The sequence below is a fragment of the Haloarcula sebkhae genome (assembly GCF_014647415.1).
GTDB classification, from domain to species: Archaea; Halobacteriota; Halobacteria; order Halobacteriales; family Haloarculaceae; genus Haloarcula; species Haloarcula sebkhae.
Map to the genome: position 1 here is coordinate 1 of NZ_BMPD01000002.1, position 26145 is coordinate 26145.

Below are 26145 nucleotides of genomic sequence, written 5' to 3' on the forward strand. Positions count from 1 at the left end.
CTCGCTACACCACGGCTCACGAGGTTTGCCGTTCCGCCGAGGCCCGCTCACTGCGTTCGCGCGCCTCGCTACACCACGGCTCCCCTTGGTCGCCGTTTCGCCGAGGTTCTTCGCTCCGCTCAGAACCTCGCTACTCCCGAAGCGCGTCTTCTCGCTCCGTCGCTTCCAGCGTCTCCTCCTCCACATCGGTCGCCACGACAGCGGGCTTGTACGCCCCGCCGGGGATGAGGTCGTTCTCGCCGACCGAGGAGTCGACGAAGCGCTGGAACGCACGGCGCTCCGGCGGCAGCTCACCGTACAGCACCTCGTCCTCGACGAGGTCGTACACCGGAATCCGCGGCGTCAGGAGCGTGTTCTCGCCGACGATGGAACCCTCACCGACGACGAAGCCGCTGGTGACGCGACAGCCAGCGCCCAGCGACACCTCGTCTTCGACGATCACCGGCGCGTTCTCGACCGGTTCGAGAACGCCGCCGATGAGCGTGTTCGCGCCGAGTTTGACGTTCTCGCCGATCTGGGCGCAGGAGCCGACGGTGTCACAGGAGTCGACGAGCGTCCCGTCGCCGACGTAGGCTCCGATGTTGACGAAAGAGGGCGACATCATGATGCAGTCCTCGCCGAGGTACGCGCCGCAGCGGATGGTGGTCCCGTCCGGGGTGTTGCGCGTTCCGCGCTCGCCGAGGTCCGCGGTCTCTCGGAGCGGGAGCACGTCGTGGTAGTCGACGCCGCCGTACTCGCGGGCGACGGTCTCGCGCAAGCCGAAGTTCAGCAGAATCCCTTGCTTGACCCAGGCGTTCGCCTCCCACTCGCCGCCTGACTTCTCCGCGGCGCGGACCTCGCCGGCTTCCAGCGCTGCGAGGAACTCTGCAAGTACGTCGAGATGGTCGTCTGTTGCGTCGGTCGCTGCGAGGCCGTCCTGTTTCCGCTGCCAGAGGTCGTCGATGTCGGCTTTGAGACTCATACCACTCGGTTGCGACGCCGGGGGCTTACCTACCGGGGTTTTGGGATGGTTGTGGTACTATGCAACACAATTCGTGTGTCGTCCTTTCAGTCGGCTCCGTGCCCGGAAATGTACCCGCACTCCTGACACATACTGATGTGTGGCACCGTCGCTTCGAATTCACTTGAACATCGCGGGCAATCGGCTGCTGGTAGTTGTACGCGCTGGTTCGTAGCCATACGTGTCAATCGACGATTCCGACATATAAGGCTAATTCTAATATTGACCGGAGTGTACTAGGCGATATAATCAAGTATATATCGATCTGTCGACCGTGTTACGCGTCTACAACGTCGCCGAAGGCGTACCAGCCGGCGTCACGGCCGACGAGCCACGCCGCCGCATCGAGTGCGCCGGCGGCGAACACGCCGCGGTCCTCGGCCCGGTGGGAGAGCGAGAGGACTTCGTCGTTGCCGGCCAGTACGAGTTCGTGCTCCCCACGAATATCGCCGGCCCGGCGGGCGAACACGCCGATTTCGTCGTCTTCACGCGGTGCGTGTCCCTCCCGACCGTACACCGGTTCCACGTCGCGCTCTTCCTGAATTACATCGAGGATGCTGCTGGCAGTTCCCGACGGGGCGTCGACTTTGCGGTTGTGATGAGTCTCCATGAGCTCGAGGTCGTAGTCCTCGAGCGTCCCGACGGCCTCGCTGATGAGGCGCTGGAGGACCTGAATCCCCTGTGAGAAATTCGTGGCCTTCAGGAGCGGAACCTCCTCGCTGGCGTCTTTCAGGCGACCTATCCCGTCCTCGTCGAAGCCGGTGGTTCCGACGACGATCGAGACGCCCACCTCGACGCAGGCCTCGGCGACGGTCAGCGCGCCTTCGGGGACAGCGAAGTCGACGACAACGTCCACGTCGTACTCCCGGAGCGCAGCGGCGGCCTCGGCCGGGTGGACGACCGGGACGCCGTCAACCCCATCCGTGTCGCTGGTCGCGAAGCCGACCACGACCTCGCTGTCGGTGGCGGCCTCGATGACGGCCCCGCCCATCTGGCCGGTGACGCCGTTGACCGCCACTCGCGTCATCGCTCGGCCTCCGCGTACTCGTCTTCGAGGTCCTCGGTTTCGAGCGTGGCGAGCACGTCACGCAGGTGGTCGAGGTGTTCGTCCGAGAGGCGAGTGAGTGGGGAGCGGAGATACGCCGGGCCGTAGCCCCGGATCCGCATGGCCTCCTTGACTGGGATGGGATTTGTCTCGACGAACATCGCACGGAACAGCGGGCCGAGTTCGTGATGGATCGCTCGCGCTCGCTCGAAGTCGCCGGATAGCGCCGCACCGACCATCGCACAGGTGCGCTCCGGCTCGATGTTAGCCGAGACGGAGATACAGCCGGTCCCGCCGACCGACAGCACCGGCAGCGTCATGCCGTCGTCGCCGGACAGCACCGCGAAGTCCTCGTCTCGCGTGCGTTCGATGATCTCGGAAATCTGGTTCATATCGCCGCTCGCGGCCTTGTAGGCCCGGATGTTTGGGTGCGAGGCGAGTTCGACCGCCGTGTCCGGCTCGATGTTCTGACCTGTCCGCGAGGGGACGTTGTAGACGATCTGTGGCAGGTCGACGGCGTCGGCCAGCGTCGTGTAGTGGTCGACGAAGCCCTGCTGTTCGGGCTTGTTGTAGTACGGCGAGATGAGCAACAGGGCGTCAGCGCCGGCTTCGGCAGAGCGCTGCGATAGCTCCAGCGCTTCCTTGGTGTTGTTCGACCCCGAGCCGGCGATGACCGGCACGTCGTCGACGGCGTCGATGACCGCCTCGACAACCTCGATGTGTTCGTCGTGGGAGAGCGTCGCCGACTCGCCGGTCGAGCCGACGGGAACGAGGCCGTCGACGCCAGCGGATTCGAGCCGTTGAGCGTCGTCTCTGAGTGTTTCGAAGTCGATACTGCCGTCCTGATGGAACGGCGTGCACATTGCTGGGAACACGCCTCGGAAGTCGATAGCTGTCATTGCTGAGTGTGGGGTGTCGCTGTGGGTTCGGTTGTTCGGTCGGAAACGGTGCGATAGCCGGCCGATACCACCGGCTGTTTGTGTCAAACGACCTGACCCGAGACGGAGTCGCCACGTCCGCCACGAGCCGCTAAAACATCGGCTTGCGTTTCGCACGGACGACGCCCTCACCAGGGAGCCACGAGGCGGTTCCGGACTGACGGCGTCGTCGCATGGTCGAGTAACTGCGTGTGACCGACTTAGCTTTTGTGTTCTCGTTGCCGCCTTTCAGGGTGTGCTTGAGCGACTACTGGGGTCTCGAATACGTGTCGTTCTTTGGCTACGGTCAGACTGGGTGGTTTGGTAGCAAAACGGGGTGAGCCCAATATCAATATTGGATATCTCTAAGAAACCATTAAATAGCAAGCTTCGAACGCACTCATATGCCCAGCCGACGGAGGTTTTGTACACAAACTGCAGCAGCAGTTGGGGGCTGTTTACTGTCAGGGAGTGCGGTTGCGCAGACGGATTCGACAGTCGTGAGCGCTTCGGTGGTGGCGGAAACCGGAACTGCACTCACTGACAGTCACGTAGTCTTCGCTGATCGGGAAACGCACGAATGGTATCGCGCCGATATTGACGAGGATGGTAATTTCAGCGCGGATCTCCCGAGTAACACCGGGTACGATGTCATATTCTTCCATCAAAAGCAGGGTGACCTGATACGATCTGCGTTTGATGGAGTCCCCGTAATTGCCGACCTCGACCAGATCCGTGTCGAGAAGGAGCCGATGGAACTTGGCAACTACACTGTCCCAGAGGGGTTTGTGACGACGATTCAGGTTGTTGATTCTAATGGGAACCCACTGGAGAACGTCCCGCTGTCGTTCTACACGCAATACGGTGCTGGAACTGGTCCGCGCTCATTTACCACCAACGCAGATGGGTACGTCACGCACGCAGCGAGTTCGGAGGCGGGAATCGAACTGGCTGGGTCTATGACGATTCGTACGCATCCAGCGAGTGCCAACGGGGAACTGTTAGATACTATCTTCGTTGACGAAGAAAAGTCACTAACTGTCACCCTCCGGAATCCAGAAGAGTACAACGGCATTGTTGTGCACGACGACTCAGGTGACGTGACAGAGCCACCGCCAGAGACACAAACACCACCGGCGTCGGATTCAACAGCACAATCGATACGGACGAAACCTGAGCAAACAGCAGCACAGCAATCATCCAGCGAGTCCTCGACTGGCGATAATTCGAACAGTGTGCAGCGTGGGTTCTTTTCGAACGGTGCCAACGAGCCGGAAGCCCTCTCAGACCCGATGAATCTCACTGTCGGTGGCTTCTTGCTCTCTGTGGCTGGTATCGTGTTTCAGATGGTAGGTGGGAAATAATGGCTCGTGGGCTTCCCGCCGTCTGGAGCGTGATCTTCAGCGCCCCCTTCGTTCTCGGTGGCGCGCACATCTACATCGAGGACCCCAGCCCAACTGTCCCTGCGCAGGTCGGTCTGCCCATCATCGGCTTTGGGTTGTTCATCGTGATTCTCGGGCTCTACATTCACTTCGTGGCCTCACCTGACGCACCAACCATGGGTGAGAACGAACACGTAATCGATACGAGAATGCCGGCACAGCGGGCTGCTGTGGCGAAGACGGTGATCGGGTTTGCTGTCCTCCTCGTAGCAGGGTATTACCTGTTTTTCACTCTGCAGCCGTACGTGTATCCGACTGCGATGTTCATCGGTGGACTCTACCTGTTCTCCACAGGCCTGTTTACCTACTGGACGAACACGCTCACGACGTACTATGTCACAAATGAGCGGCTTATCAAGGAGTACCGGTTCATCTCGCTCGTCAGGCGTGAGCTCCCCTTCAAAAAGGTTCGTGGAGTCGAACAGCGGAAATCTATTTGGGAGGCGTTCGTCGGGCTCGGGAACGTCCGCGTTGCATCAGGTGGCGGTGGGTCGCTGGAAATTGTCGTGAGTAACATCTACGGATCGAGTTCGTTTGCCGATGAGATTCGACAAGCGTTGTAACGAGCTTTCCGCGCTATCGTTACAAGCTTGAAGATCCGTTTTAACGATTCGAACTGAACTGATACACGGGCCCTTGAGAAGGCTGTAGATGACAGATCGAGCGGCGTCGTAACTACTGCCCTGTCCGGACCAGTTCGACCGACCGACAGCGCTGTTGTCTCCCTCAGTCGGGAGCTACGGTATCGTTACAGCCATGTTTCACGTTTGTATCCCGAAAGCATATTCGGGCCGATAGCCAATACCTGATATGACAGTTTCCCAGCCGGGACAGCGCGTGGCCGTACTGGCCGACGCGCAAAACCTCTATCACACTGCCCGGAGTCTTTACTCGCGGAACATCGACTACGAGGCACTACTGGAAGAGGCCGTTGACGGCCGTGAACTGACCCGGGCGATCGCCTACGTTATCCGAGCGGATTCGCCCGAAGAAGAGTCGTTTTTCGAAGCGCTTGTGGACATCGGCTTCGAGACGCGTATCAAGGACATCAAGACATTCCAGGATGGATCGAAGAAGGCTGACTGGGATGTCGGGATGAGCCTCGACGCGGTCTCGCTAGCGAATCACGTCGATACGGTAGTACTCTGTACCGGTGACGGGGACTTCGCCCGTGTGTGTCGGTATCTCCGCCACGAGGGCTGTCGCGTCGAAGCGATGGGCTTCGAGGAGTCGTCCTCTGAAGACCTCAAAGCAGCTGTTGACGGGTTTATCGACATGAGCGACGATTCCGACCGATTCCTGCTATAGCCGACCCAGTCTGTGGGCAGTCGCTCCGGCGCTGTCTCCACCACTGGTTCAACCAGTAACCGGAGTCCTTCCTGCAGTTCGACGGACTCAGAGCTACTTGTGCTTGGGTTTCGAAGGAAAAAGTCTCGGCGATTAGACCGGGCGACCGTCTTCTGACGTTCCCACGAGGAGGGCTCCTGCGGCCAGCCCAAGTGCGGCCAGCGCTCCGGCAGCGGCCGGGATGCCGATGTCGATTGCCCCTGTACCAAGGATGAGCACGGTGCTGATCGCCAGCAGTGCAGCCCCCAGAATCACTTTTCGCGTGTCTGTAGCCATATCACCCGTCACTTGGAAGTCATCCGGTATAAATTTCCCCAAAATCGACGGAGAAAAGTATGGTACAAGACAGCAATTCTCATACTCTTCCTGAGAGACGCCACCACTCCAGCCCGGCAGAACGGTATTTCCGGCCCACCTGCATAACTGAAGCAGCAAACACATCCCCTTGTAGCGCCCCCGACCAGTTGGGTCACAGAGACGGTATGTTGCCATGTGCTGAGGATGGTCGGTACACCCTCGCGCTCGTCACGGAACAGGCGCGAGACGAAGACCCACTGCAGTTCCAGGCGTCGTGGTCGGATCACTGACCACGGATCGGATACAGAGGCACGCGCCCCGTGTACTCGGGCCGGGGCGACTGATGGAGCGAACCAATGGCATTCCGGTTCGCGACTCCGTCACCGATAGGACCAGACCGTTGATTCGGAACGGATTAGGGGGAGTGGCATTCAACATCGCCACACGATTTCGCGGCCGTGGTTCGGGCAGCCACGGTCGGGCAACCATTTCATCTCGGACTGCGTCGAACAGTGGTACGAGCAGAACCGAAAGGCGGTTTATCACCCGGCATCGAACACGGGCAATGAGTGACGACGAGTTCCGCGGGCTCAGGCGCGCGGCCGACTACCAGTTCGGCGGTGGCGGCGGGACGGCGCTGTTCGCCGGCGCTGACGCCCTCGACGTAACACATACTAGTTCCGGCCGGCCGCGACAGGTCCATGCGTCGGATGGCCGCATCGCCACGTACGGTGACGACGGGCGCTTTCGACTCGGACTCGCCGGCGGGACCCGGCTCCTCGATGCCTTCGACGGGCCGCGACACCGCGTGGTCGTTGGCGATGAGAGCGAGCCCTTCATCCGTGAGGGCCGCAACGCCTTCGCGAAGTTCGTTCAGTCTGCCGATGGCGCCCTCCGTCCGGGCGACGAAGCACTCGTCGTCCACGAGGACGGCTATCTGCTCGCCGTCGGCCGTGCGGAACTGCCCGGCAGCGGCATGGACGACTTCGAGACGGGGATGGCCGTGAAAGTCCGGCAGGGCGCAGAGGACTGAAGCGGAGTGGTGTCGTGACTTCCCGGTACGCGCCGGCCACCGGGGTGGCACTTTCCGGACCTGCTCGTCACCGCTCCGTATGACAGAAAGCATTTGCTGCTCCCTTCGAGACGAGCGATATGCGCCGCCGCACGCTCCTCGCCGCGCTCGCACTCTCCCCGATCGCCGGTTGTGGTGCGCCAGGTGATGAGACGTCGACAGACGATTCGACACCATCGACAGCCACACCGACGCCACAGGAACAGCCGACAACGGCAGTACCCAGTACGCCGCAGGACACGCCGACAGTAACGCCTCCTCCAGACGACCCGATCCTGTTTGTCGTCGACAACGATACCGACAGCGAGCAGGCTGTCACACTCACTATCACGAGAGACGAAACGACTGTACTGGACGAGACGGCGACGCTGGCTGCCGGCGAGTCGATCGAGTATGACCCGATGATCGGTGCGACCGGCGAATACACGATTACCGTCGAGGTTGCCGGCGGCCCCAGCCGGACCGTCAAGCGGACGATCGGTCGGTTCGCGGTCAGCAGCGGCTCGAATCACTTCGTCGATATCACCGCCGACGAGATCAGGATATACTGGGAGGAGTAGTTACAGCACCAGTCCTGACTGCAGCAGCCACACCAGCAGCGTGACCGTCACCGCACTGGAGACGGTCGTCAGGAACACGGTCGCGCTGACGAGTTCACCCGGCGACTGGTCCGCTGTCCCGTGGCTGAACGCGCCGACGAGGATGATGGTCGTCACACCGGTCGGCGTCGCCAACAGGAGTACGACCACCCGCGCGACTGTCTGGTTCTGGAACCCAACCGCGAGTACCGCGGCGAACGCGAGCACCGGCGCGAGCAGGAGCTTCAATGCGCTGGCGATACCGACGGACTGGAAGTCGCTGTCCCCGTCGACGTTCGAGAGCTGAATCCCGAGAATGAGCAACATTACTGGAATCGAGGCGTTTCCGAGCAGTTCCAGTGTCTGCATCACCGTCGACTCCGTCGGCGGCACCGCGCCGACCCATCGGAGTGCCAGCGCCACGACGACGGCGTAGACGAGCGGGACGCCGAACACGCGACGCATGTCCGCGAGTGGGCTGCCGCCGCTGCCCCGAGCGGCGATGTAGATGCCGACGGTGTAGAGCAACACGCCCTGCAGTGCGGTCACGAGGACGGCCGTGCTCCGTCCCGTCGCACCGAAGGCGAAATCCGCCAGTGGAATGCCGTAGTTCCCGGTGTTGGGGAAGATAGAGACGAGGACGAACGCGCCCAGAAGCGGTTCCGAGTGTCCGGTCAGACGGCCGACGCCCTCCGCCAGGAGCAGCATTGTCGCGGTGAACAGCACGACGGCGAGGACGACGCTCAGGATCGTGTCGCCGGCCAGCGAGGACGTGGCAAGGCTGTGGACCACCAGTGCCGGCGCGAGGACGTACACCGTGATGGTGTTGAGCGCGTCGGGGTCAGTGCCTTTCACCCGGCCGAGCACAAAGCCGGCCGCAGCGACGGCGACAACTGGGAGGATCGCCGTGGCAAAGATAGACAGCAGTGACACGGCGGGGATGCACGGGCGAGCCTTAGAATCGTTACGAAGCCGTGGGTGTGTGCCGGTTTCGTCCGGTCGGCGAGCCTGTCCCGCGACGAACGCCGGTCCGGGTCCGGGTCGCTACGCTTTTCTGCCCTGCCCCGCCAGTCCTACGTATGTTTGGCGGAGGCGGCGGGATGAACCCGCGCAAGATGAAACAGATGATGGAACAGATGGGCATCGACATGGAGGACATCGATGCGCAGGAAGTAATTATCCGCACCCCGGACGAGGAACTCGTCTTCGACGACGCGGAGGTCCAGCTCATGGAAGCGCAGGGCCAGAAAACGTATCAGGTCGTCGGCGAGCCCGAAAGCCGCGAGGTCGGCTCCGCTGAGGGCTCGGCCGCGGCCGACGAGGCTGACGAAAGCAGCAGCGATTCCGGCGTCGACGAGGACGACGTCGAACTCGTCGCCATGCGAGCCGGCGTCGACGAAGACACCGCGCGAGAGGCACTCGAAGCCAACGACGGCGACCTCGCGGACGCGGTCGACGAACTGGAGTAACGTGGCGTACCTCTTCGTCCACGAAGACCGCGAGTACCTGCTGGACCCCGGTGAGCGGTTTGAATCCGACCTCGGCATTCTGGAGGTGCCCGAGGACGTGGAACCGGGCGATGTCGTCGAGACCCATCTGGGCACCGGCTTCACCGTCCGCCGACTGCGTGGCCCGGACCTGTTTACCCATCTCGAACGCACTGGCGCGCCGATGATGCCCCGCGACGTGGGGCTAGTTGTCGGCAAGACCGGCGTGGCCGCGGCAGACCGCGTCCTCGATGCTGGCACCGGGACCGGCATCCTCAGCGCGTACATGGGCCGCATCGGCGCTGACGTGGTCACTTACGAGCAAGACCCGGAGTTCGCCGAGGTAGCGCGACAGAACATGGAAATCGCCGGCGTTGCGGACACTGTCGATGTCCGGACCGGCGACATCACCGATGACCTCGACGACCTCTCGGGCTTTGACGTGCTGACACTCGACACCGAAGACGCACCGACCGTCGTCGAGCGAACGCCCACACTGCTGGAACGCGGCGGGTCGCTGGCGGTGTACTCCCCGTTCGTGGAGAACACGCGTGAGGTCGTCGCGACGGCCACCGAGGTCGGCCTCGACGGCGTCGAAACGCTTGACACCATCCAGCGGGAGATGGACTTCGACGACCGCGGCTCCCGCCCATCGACCGGTGGCGTCGGTCACACCGGATACCTGACATTCGCGCGGCGGCCCTGACGGCCTCCGTCGGTCTGCTCACCCCCTGTTGTTGGGGGCGACTTTAAACATGTAGGAGTGCGTATGGTATACTGCATGAGCGAATCAGAGACGCCGATGGAGACGACAACCTGGCCAGACCTTGCAATCGGGCTTTACGACCGCCTGACCGGACGCAATGCCGAAATCACGTACGACTTCGACGATATGGAAGTCGATGTCCCGAGCAAGGCCGGCGAAGACGCCGAGCACGCTCGCTGGCGGGTTGACGGCACGCTGACTATCACGACACGCGATAACGACTGACAGTGGTCACCACGACGAAGGCGGTCGGCGATCTGTTCGACCTGCTCGAGCGAAAGCCGGACCTCCTCGTCGACGCCGACCTGACCGTCGAGCGGGACGGGGTCGCGTTCACCGTCAGGGGATACGACGACCTCGTCGCCGTCGACCTGCCGTCGTTCGGAGCGGCGTTCGATCTCTTTCGGGACCGACCGGTCGAGGAAGCCGACGCCGCCGTGGCACTCGCGGCTGCCGGACTGACGGCCGAAATCCGCGTTCGCGGAGCGCCTGTCGCTCGCCTCGGTGCGGATGCAGTGCCGAGTCCGCTCGCGAAGCGACTCGGTTTCGGGCCGATCCAACTGTTCCTCGACGGCGTACTGCTGGCGATTACGCCACGGCGCGGATGAGAGCAAGCAGTTCGGTCCGATAGTCCGACGGTGTCCGCCGGAGCGGCTCGGGCGGATTTTCCACGTTCAGAAGTGTCGCTAGCGATCGGTCGGGATACGCGCCGGCGGCGATGCGGAACCCGTCGCCGTGCCAGACGCCGACCCAGCCGGTAATCGACAGCGTCGCGTCGGTCGCTTCGAGATCGAGTTCGGCGCTGTAGGTCCGGAACCGCGCCCGATCGCCGCTGTCGACGCGGACTCGTTCCTGCCGCCCGTGCTCGATGGATTCGAACCCTCTATCGGCCAGTTCGTCGGCGAAGGCCGACTGGGCCTCCGAGCGGACTGTCGGGAGAATCATCGCCGGGCCGATACCCGGCGCGAGCGGCGGAGTAAACGACAGTGCAGTCGCGAAGAAGAACCGCCACTGGTGGTCGAGCCCGACCGCATCTCGGACGGCCTCGCGTGTCTCGGCGGCGTCGTACACCTTCGTCGCCCCCTCGACGCGGGCCGTCGGTAACTCGAAGACGGTTTCGACGCTCTCGTCGACAAGCTCCCAGCCGCCGTCGCGCAGCCGGTCCGCGGGCACGTCCGGGAACGCGGGGTCAGCGGGCACGGTCCGGCCTCAGTGATCGTCCTCTCGCCACTTGTGTTCGCACTCGGTGCAGGTGAAAAAGCGCGTCTCGGACTCGTCGGCCGCGCGGATCTGCTTCATCTCGTAGAAGGCCCGCTCGTTGCCACACTCTGGACAGCGTGCACCCGTCGTCGGCCCCATGTCCTCGGCGTCGACCTCGGAGGTATCGACGACTTCCGACTCCTCTTGGCCCTGCGTGGTGACGGCCATCTCCTGTTCGGTCTCGGCGTTTCGAGCCTTTTCGTAGCCGCAACTACCACAGACCCAGCGCTCGTCGTCCGTTTTCATCATCGAACCGCATTCGTCGCAAAACTCCATTGTAGTACCACCGTTTGCTTGCCGACCGTGTTAAATACCCGGTTTCGCCCAGCCCGTTCTGCCGGTATCCATCGCTGTGCAGTGCGGAGCGAACAGCAAAATCGGAATGTCTCAACAGTATCAGTCGTTGCGAACCCACGCCGAACAGGGTTCCATATCGTCCATGACCTCGCCGTGGAAGGAACAGTACGGCTCGATATCGCCGTCCTGCATCACGTATTCGAAATGCCGGCAGTTCCCGCAGTAGGTGTCCGGTTCGCCCTGGTGGACCGCCGTCTCTGTGATCGCGTCGCGCTCCGTCGTCGCCGTGCCGCCGTCGGTCGACGTGGACGCTTCCGGGCCGGCCTCAGCTATTCTCGGGTCGAGCGTGTTCTCGGAGGGGCCGGCCTGATCCGCTCTACTCGACGCGGTGTTTTGCTGGCTGGTATTCGAGCGAGCGGTCGCCTGACGGCCCGACTGTCGCCCCGTCGCTGTACTGCTATCTGCCTGTCTCGGGGACTGCGCACTGCGGTCGGACTGCGTGCTACCGGTCGGCTGCTGACGGCGGCTGTCGGCCGCGCGCGTGTCGCCCGAATGCTGTCCGGTCCCCCCATCGCTGACAGCGCCCTCGGTATCTGTCCCCGGTCGGTTCGTCTGTGTCTCGACTGTGCCGTCCGGATCCTGACCGAAGAACCCGATACCACCCAGTCCCGGCAGCGTTCGGGCCTCCTCGACGAGACGGATCGTTCCTTCCTCGGTCACTTCCATGCGTGCCGTCCCGCCAGGATCGTTTCGCGTCTTGAACGTCGCAAGCGACGCGAACAGGCACCAGAACGTTGTCACGATACCAGCGAAGTAGACGGCACCGGTGAGCAGTGCCAGTAATGGGTCGCTGCTGGTCCAGTTGTAGGGATACAGCGACAGAAACAGCACGACGCCGACCGCTGCGACACCTGTTCCGCCGAGAGCAGTCAGCCGGATCCGACGACTGGCCGGCAACACCGCGAACACGCCGAGAATAACCGATGGCAGCCCGAGACCGGCGATGCCGCCGGCAATTCGTCTGGCTGCGTAGGCGTCCAGCCCGTATCTGCTTCCGATGCCGGTTGTTGCGAGCGCGATTGCCCCGACGAGTCCGGCGACACCAACGAGAAACAGGGTTGTCCCGACGAGCTGCTGGCGGCGCGATGCGACGCGCCCAACATCCCCTTCGTACACGTCGGTGAGACTAGTCATGCAGTACACTACTGCTACATCCGATAAAACTACCCGTCAGACAGATGCATGACGCGGGCACGCGCGTACGCAGTTCCGAAAATGCGAGTCGTTCCGAAAGCACTAATCGGACCCACGGGCACTGTTCGGATATGAGCGACGACGAAAGCGAGGACGCGGAGGAGCCGGCTGTCGAACTCGGCGACGGACCCGACGTTGCCGGTGCGCCGCTTTCCCGCGTTTCGGCCCGGCTTACCTGGGGCATCGAACACAGCACTATCGTCGACCGTGAGGGTGACACGACGATTCGGACGCCGGACGGTCCGCAGGAACTCGCAACGGTGCTCGAGGAGGTCGACGTGCCATATTTCTCCGACCGCCAGGAGTTCGAGAACGCGGTCCGAGACGTCATCGGGACTGGCCCCGTCCCGACCGAGTAGGCTTGGCAGCGGCCTTGTGTCTGGCCAAGCATCGCCACGCTAGCTGGCCCAGCAGCGGTCCATTTGACGACATAGCTCGTGTGGCACCTGCTGTCCACGCGGCAATCTGCCATCGTGTTGAACCACAGGGTTTGATACCGTCTGTTGTGGAGACAGCGTATGTTTCGTAGTGGTCTGTCCTGGAAAGAGCGAACCGCATTCGCTATCTGGGGACTCGGAGTTATCATCGTTCTCCGAACCCTGTACGATGTATTCGGCGTAGAGGGGCGCGAATTAGCTATCGTCGCCGTTGTTCTGTTCTTTGGCTCGTTCTACGGCGTGTTCATGCCAGTCTGGCGACGGCTCACTGCGGAGTGAAGCACAAGAAGCAACGACTGAGCGGTCACAGCGGCGTCATCGGTCCGACGCAGTACGGTTCGTTATCGTCGCTCCACAACACAACAGCTTGCGATCAGTTACCGCATGTTTTCGAGCGCATACACCGTATCGGAGATAATCCACTCCGTCTCACAGTCAGCGTGCTCGATACTGAGCGCGTTGAAGGTCTCTCGTCCGTCATCGACCGTTATTTCGAACGCTCGGCTACGAAGCGACTCGGGATGGGGACTCGGTGGGGACACACATCCTCCTCGTAGGGTGGGACCGATAAACGAGTCGATTCGCGGCGAGAGGGCCGTAACACGCCGATTGGCCGCCGTCTGGCGATTGGTCAGGATTCGGGTCGGTCGTTCGCTTCGGCCCTGCCGCGGCGTTTCCCGAACAGGTACGCGGCGACGATGAGTGCGAGGGGAACGACGAGGAAGACACCCATCATGATGAGGAGGACGACCAGTTCGACAACTCCGGGCATACCCGGAAACAGGAGGAGGACCATACGCACCGTACACCGGCCCGTCGCAAAAATCCACCCGCAAAGTGAGCGCCGGAATCCGCTCCTGCTGTGTCCGGCTTAGACGTGTGGCTCCGGCAGCAGGTCCTCGAACGCCTGCGAGTCCAGCCACTTACAGAGCCTGACGAGCTGTTCGGTCGCCGCCTCGAACATCTCCGCGCCCTTCTCGGCCGTGGCGTCGGTCTGGTCGCCCAGGACGCCGTTGTCGGTGTTATCAGCGGCGTCGTAGAATGTCCGCGAGCCGTACTTCTTTGTCTCCGCCGCCTCGACGCTCGGAATCCCGCCGTCCCGTGCGTCTTCGAGGCGGTCATCGTGCACCAGTTCGGAGCGCAGGTGTTGGATCATCGCCGTCTCCTTCGGCCCGCCGTGTGGCCCGTTCTGCTCGAACAGGTCGTCCACGAGGTCCGGGATACTCTCGTCCCACATCCACTCGATGGCGTACAGTACCTCGTCATCTCGGAGCCGCCGGCCGACCTCCCGGAGGTGTTCGACGTTTCCGCCGTGAGCATTCACGTAGATGACCCGGTCGATGCCGTGATAGGCCAGATTCCGGGTGAACGACTCGACGTAGTCACGAAACACCGGCGCGTCGACCCACATCGTCCCGTTGAACTGCCTGTGATGGGGGCTCACGCCGACGTTGATCGTTGGGGTGCAGAGGTAGCCAGTCCTCTCGGCGGCTTCCCGGGCGAAGGCCTCCCCGATGAGGTGGTCCGTCGCTAGCGGGAGATGCGGTCCGTGTTGTTCGGTTGACCCGAGCGGCACGAGCGCGAGCGACTCCGCCTCGAAATAGTCGCCGAGATCCGGCCAAGTCTCGTCGGCAAGGTACATACCACTGCTGGTGACGGGTGCGTCTTCAATCTGTGCCTCGCGACGACCCTTGCGATGAGATGACGCGGGGCGAACGCCTCAGTCGAATAGCTCGTAGACGCGAGCCTCGTACGGTGCGAGCGTCACCGTTTCCGGGTCCGTGTCGTCGTCGTCGTAATTGCTCTCTAGCAGCGTCGCATCGGCATACTCGACCGGGAGGTCGACGGTCTCCGTCACGTCGTCGAAGTGCAGGACGACGAGAACCCGCTCGGTTCCCGCGTCTGTCGACAGCGCCCGTGTGAAGGCGAAGACGGTCTCGTGGTCGGGAAGCAGGTCGGTGTAGTCCCCGTACACCAGCACGTCTCTGTTGGCGCGCAACTGGATGAGTCGCCGGTAGTAGCTGTAGACGGAGTCCGGATCGGCTTGCTGGTCGGCAGCGTTGATTTCCCTGTAGTTCGGATTGACCTGAATCCAGGGGTCACCGTCGGTGAAGCCGGCGTTTTGAGAGTCGTCCCATTGCATCGGCGTCCGGGCGTTGTCGCGGGTCCGGTAGCCGACGACGTCTTTCACGTCATCGTAGTCGTCGAAGCCCTCCCGGTCGAGTAGCTCCCTCGCGTGGTTGATGGCGTCCACGTCGCGGAGGTCGTCCATCGTCTCCCAGTCGGCGTTCGTCATCCCGAGTTCCTGCCCCTGATAGATGTAGGGTGTGCCACAGAGGGTGAGGACGAACGTCCCGAGCAGCGTCGCGGATTCCCGGCGATAGTTCTCGGGGTCGCCGTAGCGGGAAACGCTCCGCGGCTGGTCGTGATTCTCCCAGTACAGTGTGTTCCAGCCGTCCGCCGCCAGCCCGTCCTGCCAGCGGTCGATGATACGCTTCAGCTCCGGCAGGCTCCAGTCGCCGACCGACCAGCGCTCGCCGTCAGCGTAATCGAGCTTCGTGTGCTGGAAGTGAAACGCCATGTCCAGTGGGCCGTCCTCGCCGGCGTACTCGCGAGCCGACTCGACGGTGAGCTGTGGCATCTCCCCGACAGTCATCACGTCGTAGTTCGACAGCACCTGCTCGTCCATCGCGTCGAGATACGACAGCATCTCCGGCCCGTCGATGAAATGCTCGGACCCGACCCACTCGCTATCCGGGTCGCCGTCGGGCAGTCCCTCGACTTTCGACAGGAGATTGATCACGTCCATCCGGAAGCCGTCGATGCCCTTCTCCAGCCACCACTCGATAGTGTCGAAGATGTCCTGTCGGACGGCGTCGTTGCGCCAGTTCAGGTCCGGCTGTGAGGTGTCGTACAGGTGGAGGTAGAACTCGCCACGCTCCTCATCGTACTCCCAGGCAGACCCCCCGAAAAAGGACTCCCAGTTGTTGGGCGGCACTGGCTCGCCGTTCTGGTCGGTGTCCCCCTCTCGCCAGATGTAGTAGTCCTCGTACTCCGGGTCCCGCTGTCGGGACTTCTCGAACCACTCGTGTTGGTCCGACGTGTGATTGACGACGAGGTCCATGACGAGCCGTATGTCCCGGTCGTGGACTTCCGCGAGCAGCGTTTCCCAGTCGGCCATCGTCCCGAACTCGTCGTAGATGGCCTGATAATCACTGATGTCGTAGCCGTTGTCCTTCTGGGGGGAGTCATAGACTGGGTTGAGCCAGATGACGTCGACGCCGAGGTCGGCGACGTAATCCAGGCGCTCGATGATGCCCTGTAGATCGCCCACGCCATCACCGTCGCTGTCGTTGAAACTTCGGGGATAGATCTGGTAGACGACTGCTTCCTTCCACCAGTCGCGCTCTGCGGTCATACACAGGGGTAGCCTGAGGCTTTCCTTAAAGCCACGGATTAATACAACACCCGTTGTAAACACTTTTGCCGCAATCGGGAACGGGGGTTCCAGGGCCGCTACAGCTCCAGCACTGTGTGTCGGGGTAGTTCGAGGTCGTAGCCGACTGCCGAGACCGTCTCAGTCGGCCAGTCGCCGGTCCCGGACAGTAGTTCGATGTCGTCGGCAGAGACGAGATACGTGTCTTCGCTCTTCGCGCCGTCGATAGTCGGGTTCCAGGCGTACCCGTGTGGTAACGTGACCGCGGCCTCGCTGCCGGGTGTGGCGATCCATTCCCGGCCGGCGAAGCCTGTCGCACCGCCCTGATGGTGGTTCTGCCACTCGCCTTCCCAGCCGACCTCGGCGTAGGCGTCCTGTATCGCGTCGAACACGTCGCCCGCTGTGCCGCCATCCCGGCCGACTGCCTGCGTCGCTGCCAGCGCAGTGGTCTCGACGCGGGCGGCCTTGCGGATGCGCTCCATAAGCCACTCCGGCGGATCGAACGCGACCGCTCGGGTAGTGCTGACGTGGAGTCCGTCCCGCTGGACGGTCACCGATACGAGCGCGTAGTCGCCGAGTTCAGTGTCTGTCGAGGTGTAATGGCGGTAGGATTGGGCCCGCTCGGCGCTGCCGACGAGCACGACAGGCGTGGCGATGCCCCGGCCTTCGAGCTTCTGTCGGAGTACCGCGGTCACGTCGAGTTCGGTGTGCGACGGCTCGACTTTCCGTGCGACAGCCTCGACTGCTTCAGCCGTGTCCCGCGCGAGTTCACGGCACTGTTCCATCTGGGTCTCGGTCAGCGGCTGGCGGAGCTGTGTGGCGTCGACTGATTCGAAGCCGGGGACATCGAAATCAGCCGCCGCCGGACCCGGACTCGCTTCAGCGACGGCCTCGGCCAGCGACGCCGCGTGCCAATCAAACGTTTCGACGGTCACGTCGCTGTCGAGTTCCTCGTTACGGAGCCGCGGCGCTTCGATGTTATTGGTGATGACCCGTACCTCGTCGCCGTCGTAGCCCGCGGCAGCGACGCCGATGTCGCCCTCTCGGTCGACGACGTTGTCACCACCGCCGGTGAGCCACGCGAAGGAGTTCGGTCGGGCAAACCAGACGGCTTCGAGCCCCGCTGTCCGGAGGTACTGGTCGAGTCGGTCTGTAAGCGTCATACCCTGACATGCCGTCGGCCCCCAGTAAAAACCAAGGACAACACGCGGTACTGGGACTGGTGCCACAGGACTCACACAGTGGCAATCACGGCACAGACTGGTCGTGACTATCGTGTTCGCCTCCGTTCCTGACTCACTCGGCAACGCCGCTATCAGGGTCTCGGGACTGGAGCAGCGAGTACATGACTGACTGGAAGGCGTCGCTGTCGACAGACTCCACGACGTGGGTGTTCGGTTCGCCGTCGGTCACCCCGTTGATGTCGACGCTGGTGTACCCGCGGGTAAGGCCTTCGCGGTCATCCACCGCAACGTGGTACGTCGATACCGCCTCGCGGAGTTCCGGGTATGCGAGCAGCGCGGCGGTGACGCTGTCGGGAAGTGCCGTCCATCCGGGATCGTCGGAACGCTCACTGTTGAACGCCCGGGCCTGCTCTGTCACCGACTCGAAGAACGACGCCAGTTCAGTGTCGAACGTCGATACCGTCTCGAACTCGGGTGAGTCGAACACCGCGTCTCGAAGACACACGCCCCAGTCGACGAGCGTCACCTCGAAGGCGTCGAACACGCGTTTGGCCGCATCGGGATCGACCCACAGATTGAATTCCGCCGCAGGAGTGACGTTCCCCTCGCAGTTGACGTTCCCGCCCATCACCCACACCTCATCGACAAGGTCTGGAAGGTCAGGCTCGCGAGCGTACGCCAGTGCTATGTTGGTCAGCGGGCCGATACAGAGCAGCGTGATCTCGCCTGGGGCCGCCCGACAGCGGTCGACGATCTCGTCGGGGCCAAAGCCCGCCGCTGATTCGATGTCCGTTTCGGGGAACAGGTCCCCGCCGAGGCCGCCTTCGCCGTGGATATCCGTCGCGTGTTCGAACTCCTTGAGAAGTGGCTGTCTCGCCCCTTCGTAGACGGGCACGTCGAGAGAATCGGCGAGGTCGAGCGTGTACTTCGCGTTCTCGACCTCCCTCTCGAAGGGAACGTTACCGGCGACGATAGTGAGTGCGTCGACAGTAACTCGATCACTGAGACAGGAAAGTAGAATCGCCTGTGTGTCGTCGCCTGCGGTATCCGTGTCGATGATGACGCGTCGCATATCCCCTCGTGGTATGGCACATACAAATGATACCGGGCCATAACTGTGTGCCACATCCACACTACACTGCGCCACCCGACAGCGATGGGTGTACGACGAAGTGAGGCTATGAACCGCTGGGATTACACCATTTCGAGGCGGTATCCGCTGTCGTCACCGAGCGATTCGTACACGATACGTGCGGCGGCGATGTCCTGAATCGCGAGGCCGGTCGAGTCGAAGACGGTAATCCCGGACAGGTCCTCACGGCCGGGCGCGTTCCCGACGACGATCTCGCCGAGTTCAGCATCGATATCCGACTCGTCGATATCGCCGTTGTTCCAGGGGACGTTTATCTCGCCGGAGTGGGTCGTCTGCTCGAAGTCGTCGATGACGAGCGTAGCCTCGCGGATGACGTCCGTGTGGAGTTCTTGCTTGCCTTCGGCGTCGGCACCCATGGCGTTGACGTGGGTGTGCTCCCCGAGATCGTCGAGCGTGACGATGGGGTCTTCGACCGGCGTGACCGTCGACAGGACGTCACACTGAGCCGCCTCGGAAATCGTGCCCGCTCGCACATCGAACTCGTCGCCAAAGGTGTCAATGAACCGCTGGACACGGTCGTCGTCGAGGTCGCTGACGATGACGGACTCTATCGGTCGCACCTGAGAAATGGCCTCCAGTTGCGTGTAGGACTGGACGCCAGCGCCGATGATGCCAAGCGAGGTCGCGTCCTTGATGGCGAGGTGGTCCGTCGCCACGGCGGCGGCGGCACCGGTTCGCTTCATCGTCAGCGTCGTGGCGTCCATCACGGCGAGCGGGAAGCCGCTCTCGGGGTCCGTGTACACGAGCGTCCCCATCACGGTCGGCAGGTCGAACTCGTCGGGGTTGTCCGGATGTACGTTTACCCACTTGATGCCCGACGCTTCCCAGTCGTCCGTCTCGAGGTAAGCCGGCATCGACCGGAAGTCCCCGTTGTGCTGTGGTAGGTCGATGTAGGACTTCGGCGGCATCTGCGCCGTGTCGTTTTCGTATGCGGCGAACGCGGCCTCGATGGCCGGAACGAGGTCCGCCATCTCGACGGCCGCTTCGATGTCCGTGCTGGGGACGATAGTCGTCTGGTTGTCCTGTCGTGCTGTGGAATATAGTGAATTGCTCATAGTGTTGTGAATGTATTATATCGGTTTATTTGACCGCGCGATACTGGTTTAGCGTTGTCTCGGCTCTCCGTGGCACTCCTAGAACGACCCCTGAGACAGCGTCTTTCGATGGGTGACACGACCGCGGTGCTCGGCGTCGTCGAACGATTCGACTGTTGCGAGCACACGACAGCCGACGATATCCGCCTCGCCGTTTTCGAAGTGAAGGCGGGTCTCGCCGACCTGTGCGACCAGCTCGCCGGATTCCTCGTCGAGTTCGGTGACGTACACTTCTATCTCTTCGCCCGCCTCGAACGTCGGCGTGGTCGACCTGAAGGACATCCCGGTAAGGAACTTGCTGAACATGCTCATAGACGGGTCACATCCTTGGATTTGCGGTCAGTGGTGTACTCGAGCCCGAAGCCGGTCAACGCGGAGAGGAGGAACACACCGAACAGGAACCAGCCGTGGAAGACGTACGGCCACACCTGCACGGGCTGGACCACCATTGCGTCGGTGAACCACCCATACTGTTGTGGAAGACGCTGCAGCGTCGCGAAGCCGATGAGGACACCGCCGCCCCACGGAAAGATGTACCCGAGCGCTGAGGTGTTCGCATCGAGGATATTCGCCCGGCGGTAGCTGTTGATGTTGTATCGCTGGCCGATGCGAGCGATGTACGGGGCAATCGCGATTTCTGCCGCCGTGTTGATCGTGATCATCGAGTTGACGAGGGCGGTGCCGACCACCATCGTCGTCTCGGCTTTTCGGACGCCCGTTGCGACGTTTTCGAGGAGCCATTCCTGTATCGCCTCGAAGCCACCGCCACGGATCATAATCTCTGACCCGGCGACGATGAGCAACACGAGCACGATGAGCGGGAAGAAGCCGGCTGCACCGTTGTATATCGAACCGGTGACGCCGGCGTTCTTTGCCGCGACCACTTCGGCGATGGGTAGTGAACCGGCCCAGCTCGCGGCTGCTGACGTTTTGGGAACTTTGAACAGCAACACGCGACTCAGCGGTGCGAGATCGAAAACAACGTTGAAAACGACCGCAACGATGAGTCCCCACGAGACCGCTTCGACAATGTGTCGCCCCATGACTGCCGTCACGATGACGACGAGCATGGAAACGAGGTGCAGCAGTCCCGCTGGTTCACTGTTCTGGACGAACAGGTTCTGTGCTTGCTGGGAGATGTTCAGTCCTCCCATTGCGTTTCCGGCGAAAACGTACGCTGCAAGCGACAGTACCGCCGCAATAACGGCGTATTTGAACCGCGAGGCAACGACGCCGCCGATATCGGCGTCCTGCGTCACTGCGCTCACAATCGTCGTATCACTGACCGGCGCGAGGTTGTCCCCGAAGACAGCCCCGGAGAGAATTGCCCCGAACAGCAACACCGGGTTCGCACCGAGCAGGATGCCCGCCGGGAAGAACAGCGCCGAGAAAGCGACTGTTGCGCCGTACCCAGTGCCGATACCGGTCGTGAACAGCGCTGCGAGGATGAACGTGGCAACCGGGAACAGTGCGCCCCCGACGTCGGCTGCGTTCGCTGCCCAGACGAGTCCGCCGACGAAGCCGCCTGCTTGGAGCGTGTTCGAGAACATCCCTGCCCAGAGCCACGCGACGACTGCCGTCGCGGCGACTCGCTTTGTCATCCCATCGAAGATGGTGTTTGCGTAGTTCTTCCAGTCTCCTTTGGCGAAGAACATCCCGACGATGAGCGCCACGAGCATTCCCGCGACGAGTCCAGTCGTATCCCCGATACCGAACAGGCCACTCTGAACAATCGCCCACAGGATGAACACGCCTATGGGAACGACACTCATCCACCGTCCGCCGTAGAACTCGATTGCTTCGACATCCGGGCCAGAGATCTCCTCTATCTCTGTCCCATCGCCACTATCCGTGTCTGACATGCATTCTGTGCCTCATCAGATACACACGCAAAAGTTCATGATAATAGCTAACTCACCGGTAACAAATCATCGGAGCCGCCTCTGGTGAAGTCTTATCTCTCGACGGTCGCTGTGAGTATATAAAAGTCCACTCCTGTTGGAATTAGAGCAGCGTACCACCCCTGAATATAGCCCGTACTGAAGTGCGGGACGCTAATTTCAGACGCATATGCTAAAATTATAACTCTGGATAATTGAGTGGTGCGTGGCTATCGGGATTCAGTATAATATCGGCGGAACCTGTTCCATTATGACCGGACTTTTTTATATTGGCATCAAGTCCACAGTGGTATGGACAGCTCTGGCGGTCGTCGTCTCCAGACGACCGAAACCTCCCTCGCGATCATCGATGCGGTAAACGAGATGGGGGAGGCGCGAATGAGTGAGCTTGCGGACCGGCTGGACCTCTCGACGAGTACGATTCACGTTCACCTCAAGACACTGCTGGATCAGGAATATCTGGTCAAACGGGGCGAGCAGTACCGACTCGGCATGAAGCTGTTCCACCTCGGCGAGGGCGCTCGGACCCGAAACGAGTGGTACGAGATCGCCCGTCGCAAAACCCACGAACTCGCCGATAGCTGTGGTGAGGAGGTCACGTTCGCCGTCGAAGAGTACGGACGAGCGATAACGCTGTTCAACGTCGTCGCCAACGTCCCGTCGAAAGGGTTCCAGGTGGGGCGGTACTACTACCTGCACAACTCGGCAGTCGGCAAGGCAATCCTCGCCGCGTTGCCGGAAACCCGAGTCAACGAGATCCTCGACCGGTGGGGACTGCCCGAAGAGACGGAGTACACGATCACCGACCGCGAAACCCTTCAGGAAGACATCGAACGCACGAGCGAGCGCGGCTATTCGGTGAACGATCAGGAAGCCGTCGAGGGGCTTCGGTCGGTCGGCGTACCGGTCACCGCCCCACACGGCGGCGTCCTCGGCGCACTAGACATCTCTGGCCCGCTGTATCGGCTGCCGCCGAACGAGGAACTCGCATCGATGCTGCAGGACGTTGTCGATGAACTGGAGTCGGAACTCGGGGTACAGTAGCGCTCGGTCGCGCCCTGTCGTCGCAAGCGAGGAACGGCTGTGTGAGGCCGATTCTGTGACCACAGACGTGACAAATCAAAGTGCGGGCTGCGAGGCTCTACTGCCGTCCGTCCCGGTCAGTGTCTCTTGGACCGAGAAGCGTGGCCTCGACCTTCCGGAGGTGTTCGTGAAACGTCGTCTTCGCGATACCGAGTTCGTCGGCTAGCTCGCTCCCGCTTACCGCTCTCGGGTAGTCGTAATAGCCGCGGTTGCGGGCCAGTTCGAACACTTCGAGCTGCTTGTCGGAAAGCTGTCGGACGGCCAATCCCTCGGATTCCTTGCTTCCGGTGGTCGCGGACGTAATCTGTGTCACGGTTATCGTTGCGTCTTTCTCTTCGCACACGGCGTCGAGTTTCTCCTGTATCGTCGCCCGCGACTCGTCGATAGCGACCGTCCAGTACTCGGTCCCATCTCGGATGCGGATCGGCTCCTGATTCATGAATCCGTGTGAGACCAGCGCGTCGTGGATGCTCTCTTCGGGGCCGTATTCGACGAGCAGCGTACTCGTCGCTTTGTTTACTGGGGCCGATATTCCGCCGAAGCTACGACGGGTATCCATTTCGGTGACTGCGTGGGTGTGGTCGGACGCCCGGGTCGCCGCGACGAGCGCCTCGACCGCGGCCGCTGACTCAGCGTACGCGACGACGTGGGCCTTGACCTTCCCGTCGACCAGATACGCCGCGTTGACAAGCAGTCTGGCCGAGGTGGCTGCCGTTACTTCCCGCATCCAGCAGTCGGGATGCTCCAGTTCGAGTGTCAACTGGAGACCGCCGCTGGACGGGGCAGCGGTCGTATCGGAGCTGTCAGTGTCCACTGTTCTCTCTAGGTTCTGCGACGCGATAGCGCTCGCCTGTTCTCGGTTTCATCACCGGTCGTGCCCTCCAGTATTCCCACCGGGTGCCACACATGTAAGGCTCTGGTTTGTCAGTCACACCGGCAGTGTGCAGCAGTATGGACTTGCGGCGAAAATACGACGAAGGCACGCCCGCCGTTGTACTCGCAGAGGGGGCATTCGGAGAGCCGGAAGGCAAGACAGCCAACGGTATCGTCATGCACGGAGAGCTGTTCGACGCGCAGGCCGTCGTGGACTCGACGTGTCCGAGCCCCAACGCCGGAGCGGCCCTCGATTGGCCTGACGCCGACGATGTCCCGGTCGTCGAGACCGTTACCGAAGCGCTGGATCGAGCCCCGGACGCGGCCGTCCTTGTCATCGGCGTCGCGCCCGCCGGCGGTGACCTCCCGGACGCCTGGGTCGAGGCCATCCAGCGCGCGATGGAACAGGGCTGTGACGTTGTCTCCGGCCTGCACGTCTTCCTGAGCGAGCGTCCAGCCTGGACCGAGCGCGCACAGCAACACGGTGTCGACCTCGTCGACGTTCGGAAACCGCCGACAGTAGCCGATCTGACGCTCGGTGACGGCCGCGGGGACGAGGCCGACGCAGACGTCGTCCTGACGATGGGGACCGACTGTGCGGTGGGGAAGCGAACGACGACCTTCGAACTGTACCGGGCGGCGACCGATGCCGGACTCGACGCCGGCTGGGTCGCGACGGGACAGACCGGCATCCTCGTCGGCGCGGACCGCGGTGTGGTTATCGACCGGGTTCCGGCCGACTTTGTCTCGGGCGTCGTCGAGGACATGGTGCTCGACGTTGCGGCGGACCACGATATCGTGTTCGTCGAAGGGCAGGCCGCCCTCACGCACACCGCATACGGCGGGGTGACGCTTGGACTGCTCCACGGAGCGGCCCCCGACGCAGTCGTGCTGGCCGACGACCCCTCCCGGGAGGGCCGGTCCCACTTCGATGACCTTACGGTGGCCGGCGTCGAGGCCGAACGCCGCGCGATTACCGACCTCACGGAGACGACAGTCGCCGCGCTCTCCACCTGGGGCGACCCGGAGTCGGAAACCGCCAGAACCGGCCTCCCGGCGGCGAACATCTACGACGACGACGGTCCGAAAACACTCCTTTCGGCTGTTCTGGAGGCGCTGTGACTCGTATCGACCGCGTCTCCGTCGAACCGCTCGACCACGAACTCCGCGAACCGTTCGAAATCTCGCTCGGAACCCGGGAGAAAGCGCGGAATCTGGTCGTCCTGGTCGAGACGGACACAGGCATTGTCGGCCACGGGGAAGGGTCTCCGTTGCCGCCGGTGACTGGCGAGACGCAGGCGGCTGCCGTGGCAACTGCCCGGTCGGTAACGTCGATGCTTGAGGGTGCGGCTCTCGCCGACTACCGCGAACTCGTCAGCGACTTACGGGCCGCAGTGCCCGGAGCGGTTTCGGCACTGTTCGCCGTCGAGACGGCGCTGCTCGACGCCTACTGTCGCGACCGTGGCATCCCGCTCTCGGAGTTATTCGGTGGCGCGCCGGCCGCCGTTACGACTGATATCACCGTTCCGATAGTCTCGCCTGACGCGGCAGCCGAACGAGCCACGCGCGCCGCGGCTGCGGGCTTCGACCACATCAAGGTCAAGACCGGCGGCGCGGTCGACGACGACGTGGGTCGGACCGTTGCGGTTGCGGACGCCGCACCCGACGCGACGATTACGGTGGACGCGAATCAGGGCTGGACGCCGAAGGCCACAGAGCGGTTTGTCGACGAAGTGACCGCGACCGGGGTCGATCTCGCTCTGGTCGAACAGCCGACGCCGAAGGACGATATCCGCGCCCTCGCGAGGGCGCGCGACAGACTCTCGGTCCCTGTCGCCGCGGACGAGGCCGTGTTTACGCCCGCGGACGCAACTGCCGTGGTTCGCGACGGGGCTGCCGACGTGATCAACGCCAAACTCGGGAAGTCGGGGCTCCTCGGGGCAGCAGCAATTGTGAACATCGCCGAGGCCGCCTCACTCGACTGCATGCTCGGCTGTATGCTCGAAGGCGCAACCGGCATCGCGACGAGCGCCCATCTTGCCGCTGGACTCGGTGCCTTCGCCCACGTCGATCTGGATGGCCACCTGTTGCTTGACGAAACGCCGCCGTCAATGTCGTTCGGTCCACGTATCGATATCGACGGGCCGGGTCACGGGGTTTCGCCACCGTCGGCTGTGAGTGACACGACTGAAAACTGAAGCTGTGTGGCGTTTCGCTACGAA

Annotated in this window: 32 protein-coding genes; 14 read left to right on the forward strand and 18 right to left on the reverse strand. The window is 62.5% G+C overall.

Annotated elements, in window-relative coordinates:
- Positions 1-130 precede the first annotated feature (130 nt).
- The 3 genes from IEY38_RS05895 to dapA form a co-directional block, all read right to left on the reverse strand.
- Positions 131-961: a 2,3,4,5-tetrahydropyridine-2,6-dicarboxylate N-succinyltransferase gene (locus IEY38_RS05895; RefSeq protein WP_188976157.1), complete on the reverse strand. Its 831-nt coding sequence runs from the start codon at positions 959-961 to the stop codon at positions 131-133.
- 316 nt (positions 962-1277) lie between these two features.
- Entirely contained in the window at positions 1278-2027 is a 750-nt protein-coding gene (gene dapB / locus IEY38_RS05900) for a 4-hydroxy-tetrahydrodipicolinate reductase (protein ID WP_188976159.1), read from the reverse strand.
- Positions 2024-2944, reverse strand: a complete 921-nt coding sequence (dapA, locus tag IEY38_RS05905) for a 4-hydroxy-tetrahydrodipicolinate synthase (protein ID WP_188976161.1) — start codon at positions 2942-2944, stop codon at positions 2024-2026. The genes dapB and dapA overlap by 4 nt, the downstream gene beginning before the upstream one ends.
- A gap of 533 nt (positions 2945-3477) precedes the next feature.
- Between dapA and IEY38_RS05910 the strand changes: the two genes are divergently transcribed.
- From IEY38_RS05910 to IEY38_RS05920, 3 genes are all read left to right on the forward strand, one after another.
- Entirely contained in the window at positions 3478-4326 is an 849-nt protein-coding gene (locus IEY38_RS05910) for an Ig-like domain-containing protein (RefSeq protein WP_229775232.1), read from the forward strand.
- Complete coding sequence (locus tag IEY38_RS05915) at positions 4326-4967, forward strand: PH domain-containing protein (protein ID WP_170098137.1); 642 nt, start codon at positions 4326-4328, stop codon at positions 4965-4967. The genes IEY38_RS05910 and IEY38_RS05915 overlap by 1 nt, the downstream gene beginning before the upstream one ends.
- Before the next feature lie 247 nt (positions 4968-5214).
- Positions 5215-5712 carry a LabA-like NYN domain-containing protein gene (locus IEY38_RS05920; protein WP_004516675.1) on the forward strand — a complete coding sequence of 166 codons (498 nt, stop codon included), beginning with the start codon at positions 5215-5217 and terminating at the stop codon, positions 5710-5712.
- A 132-nt stretch (positions 5713-5844) separates the two neighbouring features.
- On the opposite strand, the gene IEY38_RS05925 is transcribed toward IEY38_RS05920, so the two are convergent.
- The gene (locus tag IEY38_RS05925; protein WP_008310160.1) at positions 5845-6027 is read right to left on the reverse strand and encodes a hypothetical protein; all 183 of its coding nucleotides are present in this window, start codon (positions 6025-6027) and stop codon (positions 5845-5847) included.
- A 586-nt stretch (positions 6028-6613) separates the two neighbouring features.
- Here IEY38_RS05925 and IEY38_RS05930 point away from each other — a divergent pair.
- Both IEY38_RS05930 and IEY38_RS05935 read left to right on the forward strand, forming a co-directional pair.
- Positions 6614-7081 (forward strand): PUA domain-containing protein, encoded by a 468-nt coding sequence (locus IEY38_RS05930; protein ID WP_188976166.1) that lies wholly within the window; start codon positions 6614-6616, stop codon positions 7079-7081.
- Between the two features lie 119 nt (positions 7082-7200).
- Positions 7201-7680: a hypothetical protein gene (locus tag IEY38_RS05935; protein ID WP_188976168.1), complete on the forward strand. Its 480-nt coding sequence runs from the start codon at positions 7201-7203 to the stop codon at positions 7678-7680.
- Here the strand turns inward: IEY38_RS05935 and IEY38_RS05940 are convergent, their stop codons facing one another.
- Complete coding sequence (locus IEY38_RS05940) at positions 7681-8631, reverse strand: AEC family transporter (protein WP_188976170.1); 951 nt, start codon at positions 8629-8631, stop codon at positions 7681-7683.
- A 146-nt stretch (positions 8632-8777) separates the two neighbouring features.
- Here IEY38_RS05940 and IEY38_RS05945 point away from each other — a divergent pair, with 146 nt between their 5' ends.
- From IEY38_RS05945 to IEY38_RS05960, 4 genes are all read left to right on the forward strand, one after another.
- Positions 8778-9167: a nascent polypeptide-associated complex protein gene (locus IEY38_RS05945; protein WP_188976172.1), complete on the forward strand. Its 390-nt coding sequence runs from the start codon at positions 8778-8780 to the stop codon at positions 9165-9167.
- Between the two features lies 1 nt (position 9168).
- Positions 9169-9891 (forward strand): methyltransferase domain-containing protein, encoded by a 723-nt coding sequence (locus tag IEY38_RS05950; protein WP_188976174.1) that lies wholly within the window; start codon positions 9169-9171, stop codon positions 9889-9891.
- A 75-nt stretch (positions 9892-9966) separates the two neighbouring features.
- On the forward strand, positions 9967-10176 hold the full coding sequence (locus IEY38_RS05955; RefSeq protein WP_004962941.1) for a hypothetical protein: 210 nt from the start codon (positions 9967-9969) through the stop codon (positions 10174-10176).
- A 2-nt stretch (positions 10177-10178) separates the two neighbouring features.
- The gene (locus tag IEY38_RS05960) at positions 10179-10559 is read left to right on the forward strand and encodes a hypothetical protein (RefSeq protein ID WP_188976176.1); all 381 of its coding nucleotides are present in this window, start codon (positions 10179-10181) and stop codon (positions 10557-10559) included.
- Here the strand turns inward: IEY38_RS05960 and IEY38_RS05965 are convergent.
- From IEY38_RS05965 to IEY38_RS05975, 3 genes are all read right to left on the reverse strand, one after another.
- Entirely contained in the window at positions 10540-11151 is a 612-nt protein-coding gene (locus tag IEY38_RS05965; protein WP_188976178.1) for a hypothetical protein, read from the reverse strand. The two genes, IEY38_RS05960 and IEY38_RS05965, sit on opposite strands and share 20 nt — an antisense overlap.
- Before the next feature lie 9 nt (positions 11152-11160).
- Complete coding sequence (locus tag IEY38_RS05970; RefSeq protein WP_005535365.1) at positions 11161-11487, reverse strand: transcription factor S; 327 nt, start codon at positions 11485-11487, stop codon at positions 11161-11163.
- Positions 11488-11607: 120 nt separating this feature from the next.
- A complete protein-coding gene (locus IEY38_RS05975) occupies positions 11608-12702 on the reverse strand; it encodes a DUF7139 domain-containing protein (protein WP_188976180.1) in 1095 nt (364 codons plus the stop codon).
- 131 nt (positions 12703-12833) lie between these two features.
- Between IEY38_RS05975 and IEY38_RS05980 the strand changes: the two genes are divergently transcribed.
- The gene (locus IEY38_RS05980) at positions 12834-13121 is read left to right on the forward strand and encodes a DUF5789 family protein (RefSeq protein ID WP_170098129.1); all 288 of its coding nucleotides are present in this window, start codon (positions 12834-12836) and stop codon (positions 13119-13121) included.
- Between the two features lie 159 nt (positions 13122-13280).
- Entirely contained in the window at positions 13281-13478 is a 198-nt protein-coding gene (locus tag IEY38_RS05985) for a hypothetical protein (RefSeq protein ID WP_188976182.1), read from the forward strand.
- A 98-nt stretch (positions 13479-13576) separates the two neighbouring features.
- Here IEY38_RS05985 and IEY38_RS05990 read toward each other — a convergent pair whose 3' ends face one another.
- From IEY38_RS05990 to IEY38_RS06030, 9 genes are all read right to left on the reverse strand, one after another.
- Positions 13577-13741 carry a hypothetical protein gene (locus IEY38_RS05990; RefSeq protein WP_005535361.1) on the reverse strand — a complete coding sequence of 55 codons (165 nt, stop codon included), beginning with the start codon at positions 13739-13741 and terminating at the stop codon, positions 13577-13579.
- Between the two features lie 89 nt (positions 13742-13830).
- Positions 13831-13995, reverse strand: a complete 165-nt coding sequence (locus tag IEY38_RS05995) for a hypothetical protein (RefSeq protein ID WP_188976184.1) — start codon at positions 13993-13995, stop codon at positions 13831-13833.
- Positions 13996-14070: 75 nt separating this feature from the next.
- Entirely contained in the window at positions 14071-14841 is a 771-nt protein-coding gene (locus IEY38_RS06000) for a creatininase family protein (RefSeq protein WP_170098127.1), read from the reverse strand.
- Positions 14842-14919: 78 nt separating this feature from the next.
- On the reverse strand, positions 14920-16617 hold the full coding sequence (locus IEY38_RS06005; protein WP_188976186.1) for a glycoside hydrolase family 13 protein: 1698 nt from the start codon (positions 16615-16617) through the stop codon (positions 14920-14922).
- Positions 16618-16715: 98 nt separating this feature from the next.
- Complete coding sequence (locus IEY38_RS06010) at positions 16716-17798, reverse strand: M24 family metallopeptidase (RefSeq protein ID WP_188976188.1); 1083 nt, start codon at positions 17796-17798, stop codon at positions 16716-16718.
- Between the two features lie 133 nt (positions 17799-17931).
- Positions 17932-18891 (reverse strand): nucleoside hydrolase, encoded by a 960-nt coding sequence (locus IEY38_RS06015; RefSeq protein ID WP_188976190.1) that lies wholly within the window; start codon positions 18889-18891, stop codon positions 17932-17934.
- A gap of 122 nt (positions 18892-19013) precedes the next feature.
- On the reverse strand, positions 19014-20027 hold the full coding sequence (locus IEY38_RS06020) for an ornithine cyclodeaminase family protein (RefSeq protein ID WP_188976192.1): 1014 nt from the start codon (positions 20025-20027) through the stop codon (positions 19014-19016).
- 78 nt (positions 20028-20105) lie between these two features.
- The gene (locus IEY38_RS06025; RefSeq protein ID WP_170098122.1) at positions 20106-20378 is read right to left on the reverse strand and encodes a DUF7513 family protein; all 273 of its coding nucleotides are present in this window, start codon (positions 20376-20378) and stop codon (positions 20106-20108) included.
- Entirely contained in the window at positions 20375-21928 is a 1554-nt protein-coding gene (locus IEY38_RS06030; RefSeq protein WP_188976194.1) for a Na+/H+ antiporter NhaC family protein, read from the reverse strand. Before IEY38_RS06030 ends, IEY38_RS06025 begins: the two co-directional genes overlap by 4 nt.
- Positions 21929-22258: 330 nt before the next feature.
- Between IEY38_RS06030 and IEY38_RS06035 the strand changes: the two genes are divergently transcribed.
- Positions 22259-23011 carry an IclR family transcriptional regulator gene (locus IEY38_RS06035; RefSeq protein WP_188976196.1) on the forward strand — a complete coding sequence of 251 codons (753 nt, stop codon included), beginning with the start codon at positions 22259-22261 and terminating at the stop codon, positions 23009-23011.
- Between the two features lie 97 nt (positions 23012-23108).
- Here the strand turns inward: IEY38_RS06035 and IEY38_RS06040 are convergent, their stop codons facing one another.
- Positions 23109-23864 carry a helix-turn-helix domain-containing protein gene (locus IEY38_RS06040; protein ID WP_188976198.1) on the reverse strand — a complete coding sequence of 252 codons (756 nt, stop codon included), beginning with the start codon at positions 23862-23864 and terminating at the stop codon, positions 23109-23111.
- Positions 23865-24001: 137 nt separating this feature from the next.
- Here IEY38_RS06040 and IEY38_RS06045 point away from each other — a divergent pair, with 137 nt between their 5' ends.
- Both IEY38_RS06045 and IEY38_RS06050 read left to right on the forward strand, forming a co-directional pair.
- A complete protein-coding gene (locus tag IEY38_RS06045; RefSeq protein ID WP_188976200.1) occupies positions 24002-25045 on the forward strand; it encodes a DUF1611 domain-containing protein in 1044 nt (347 codons plus the stop codon).
- The gene (locus IEY38_RS06050) at positions 25042-26121 is read left to right on the forward strand and encodes a dipeptide epimerase (protein ID WP_188976203.1); all 1080 of its coding nucleotides are present in this window, start codon (positions 25042-25044) and stop codon (positions 26119-26121) included. The genes IEY38_RS06045 and IEY38_RS06050 overlap by 4 nt, the downstream gene beginning before the upstream one ends.
- Positions 26122-26145: the final 24 nt, after the last annotated feature.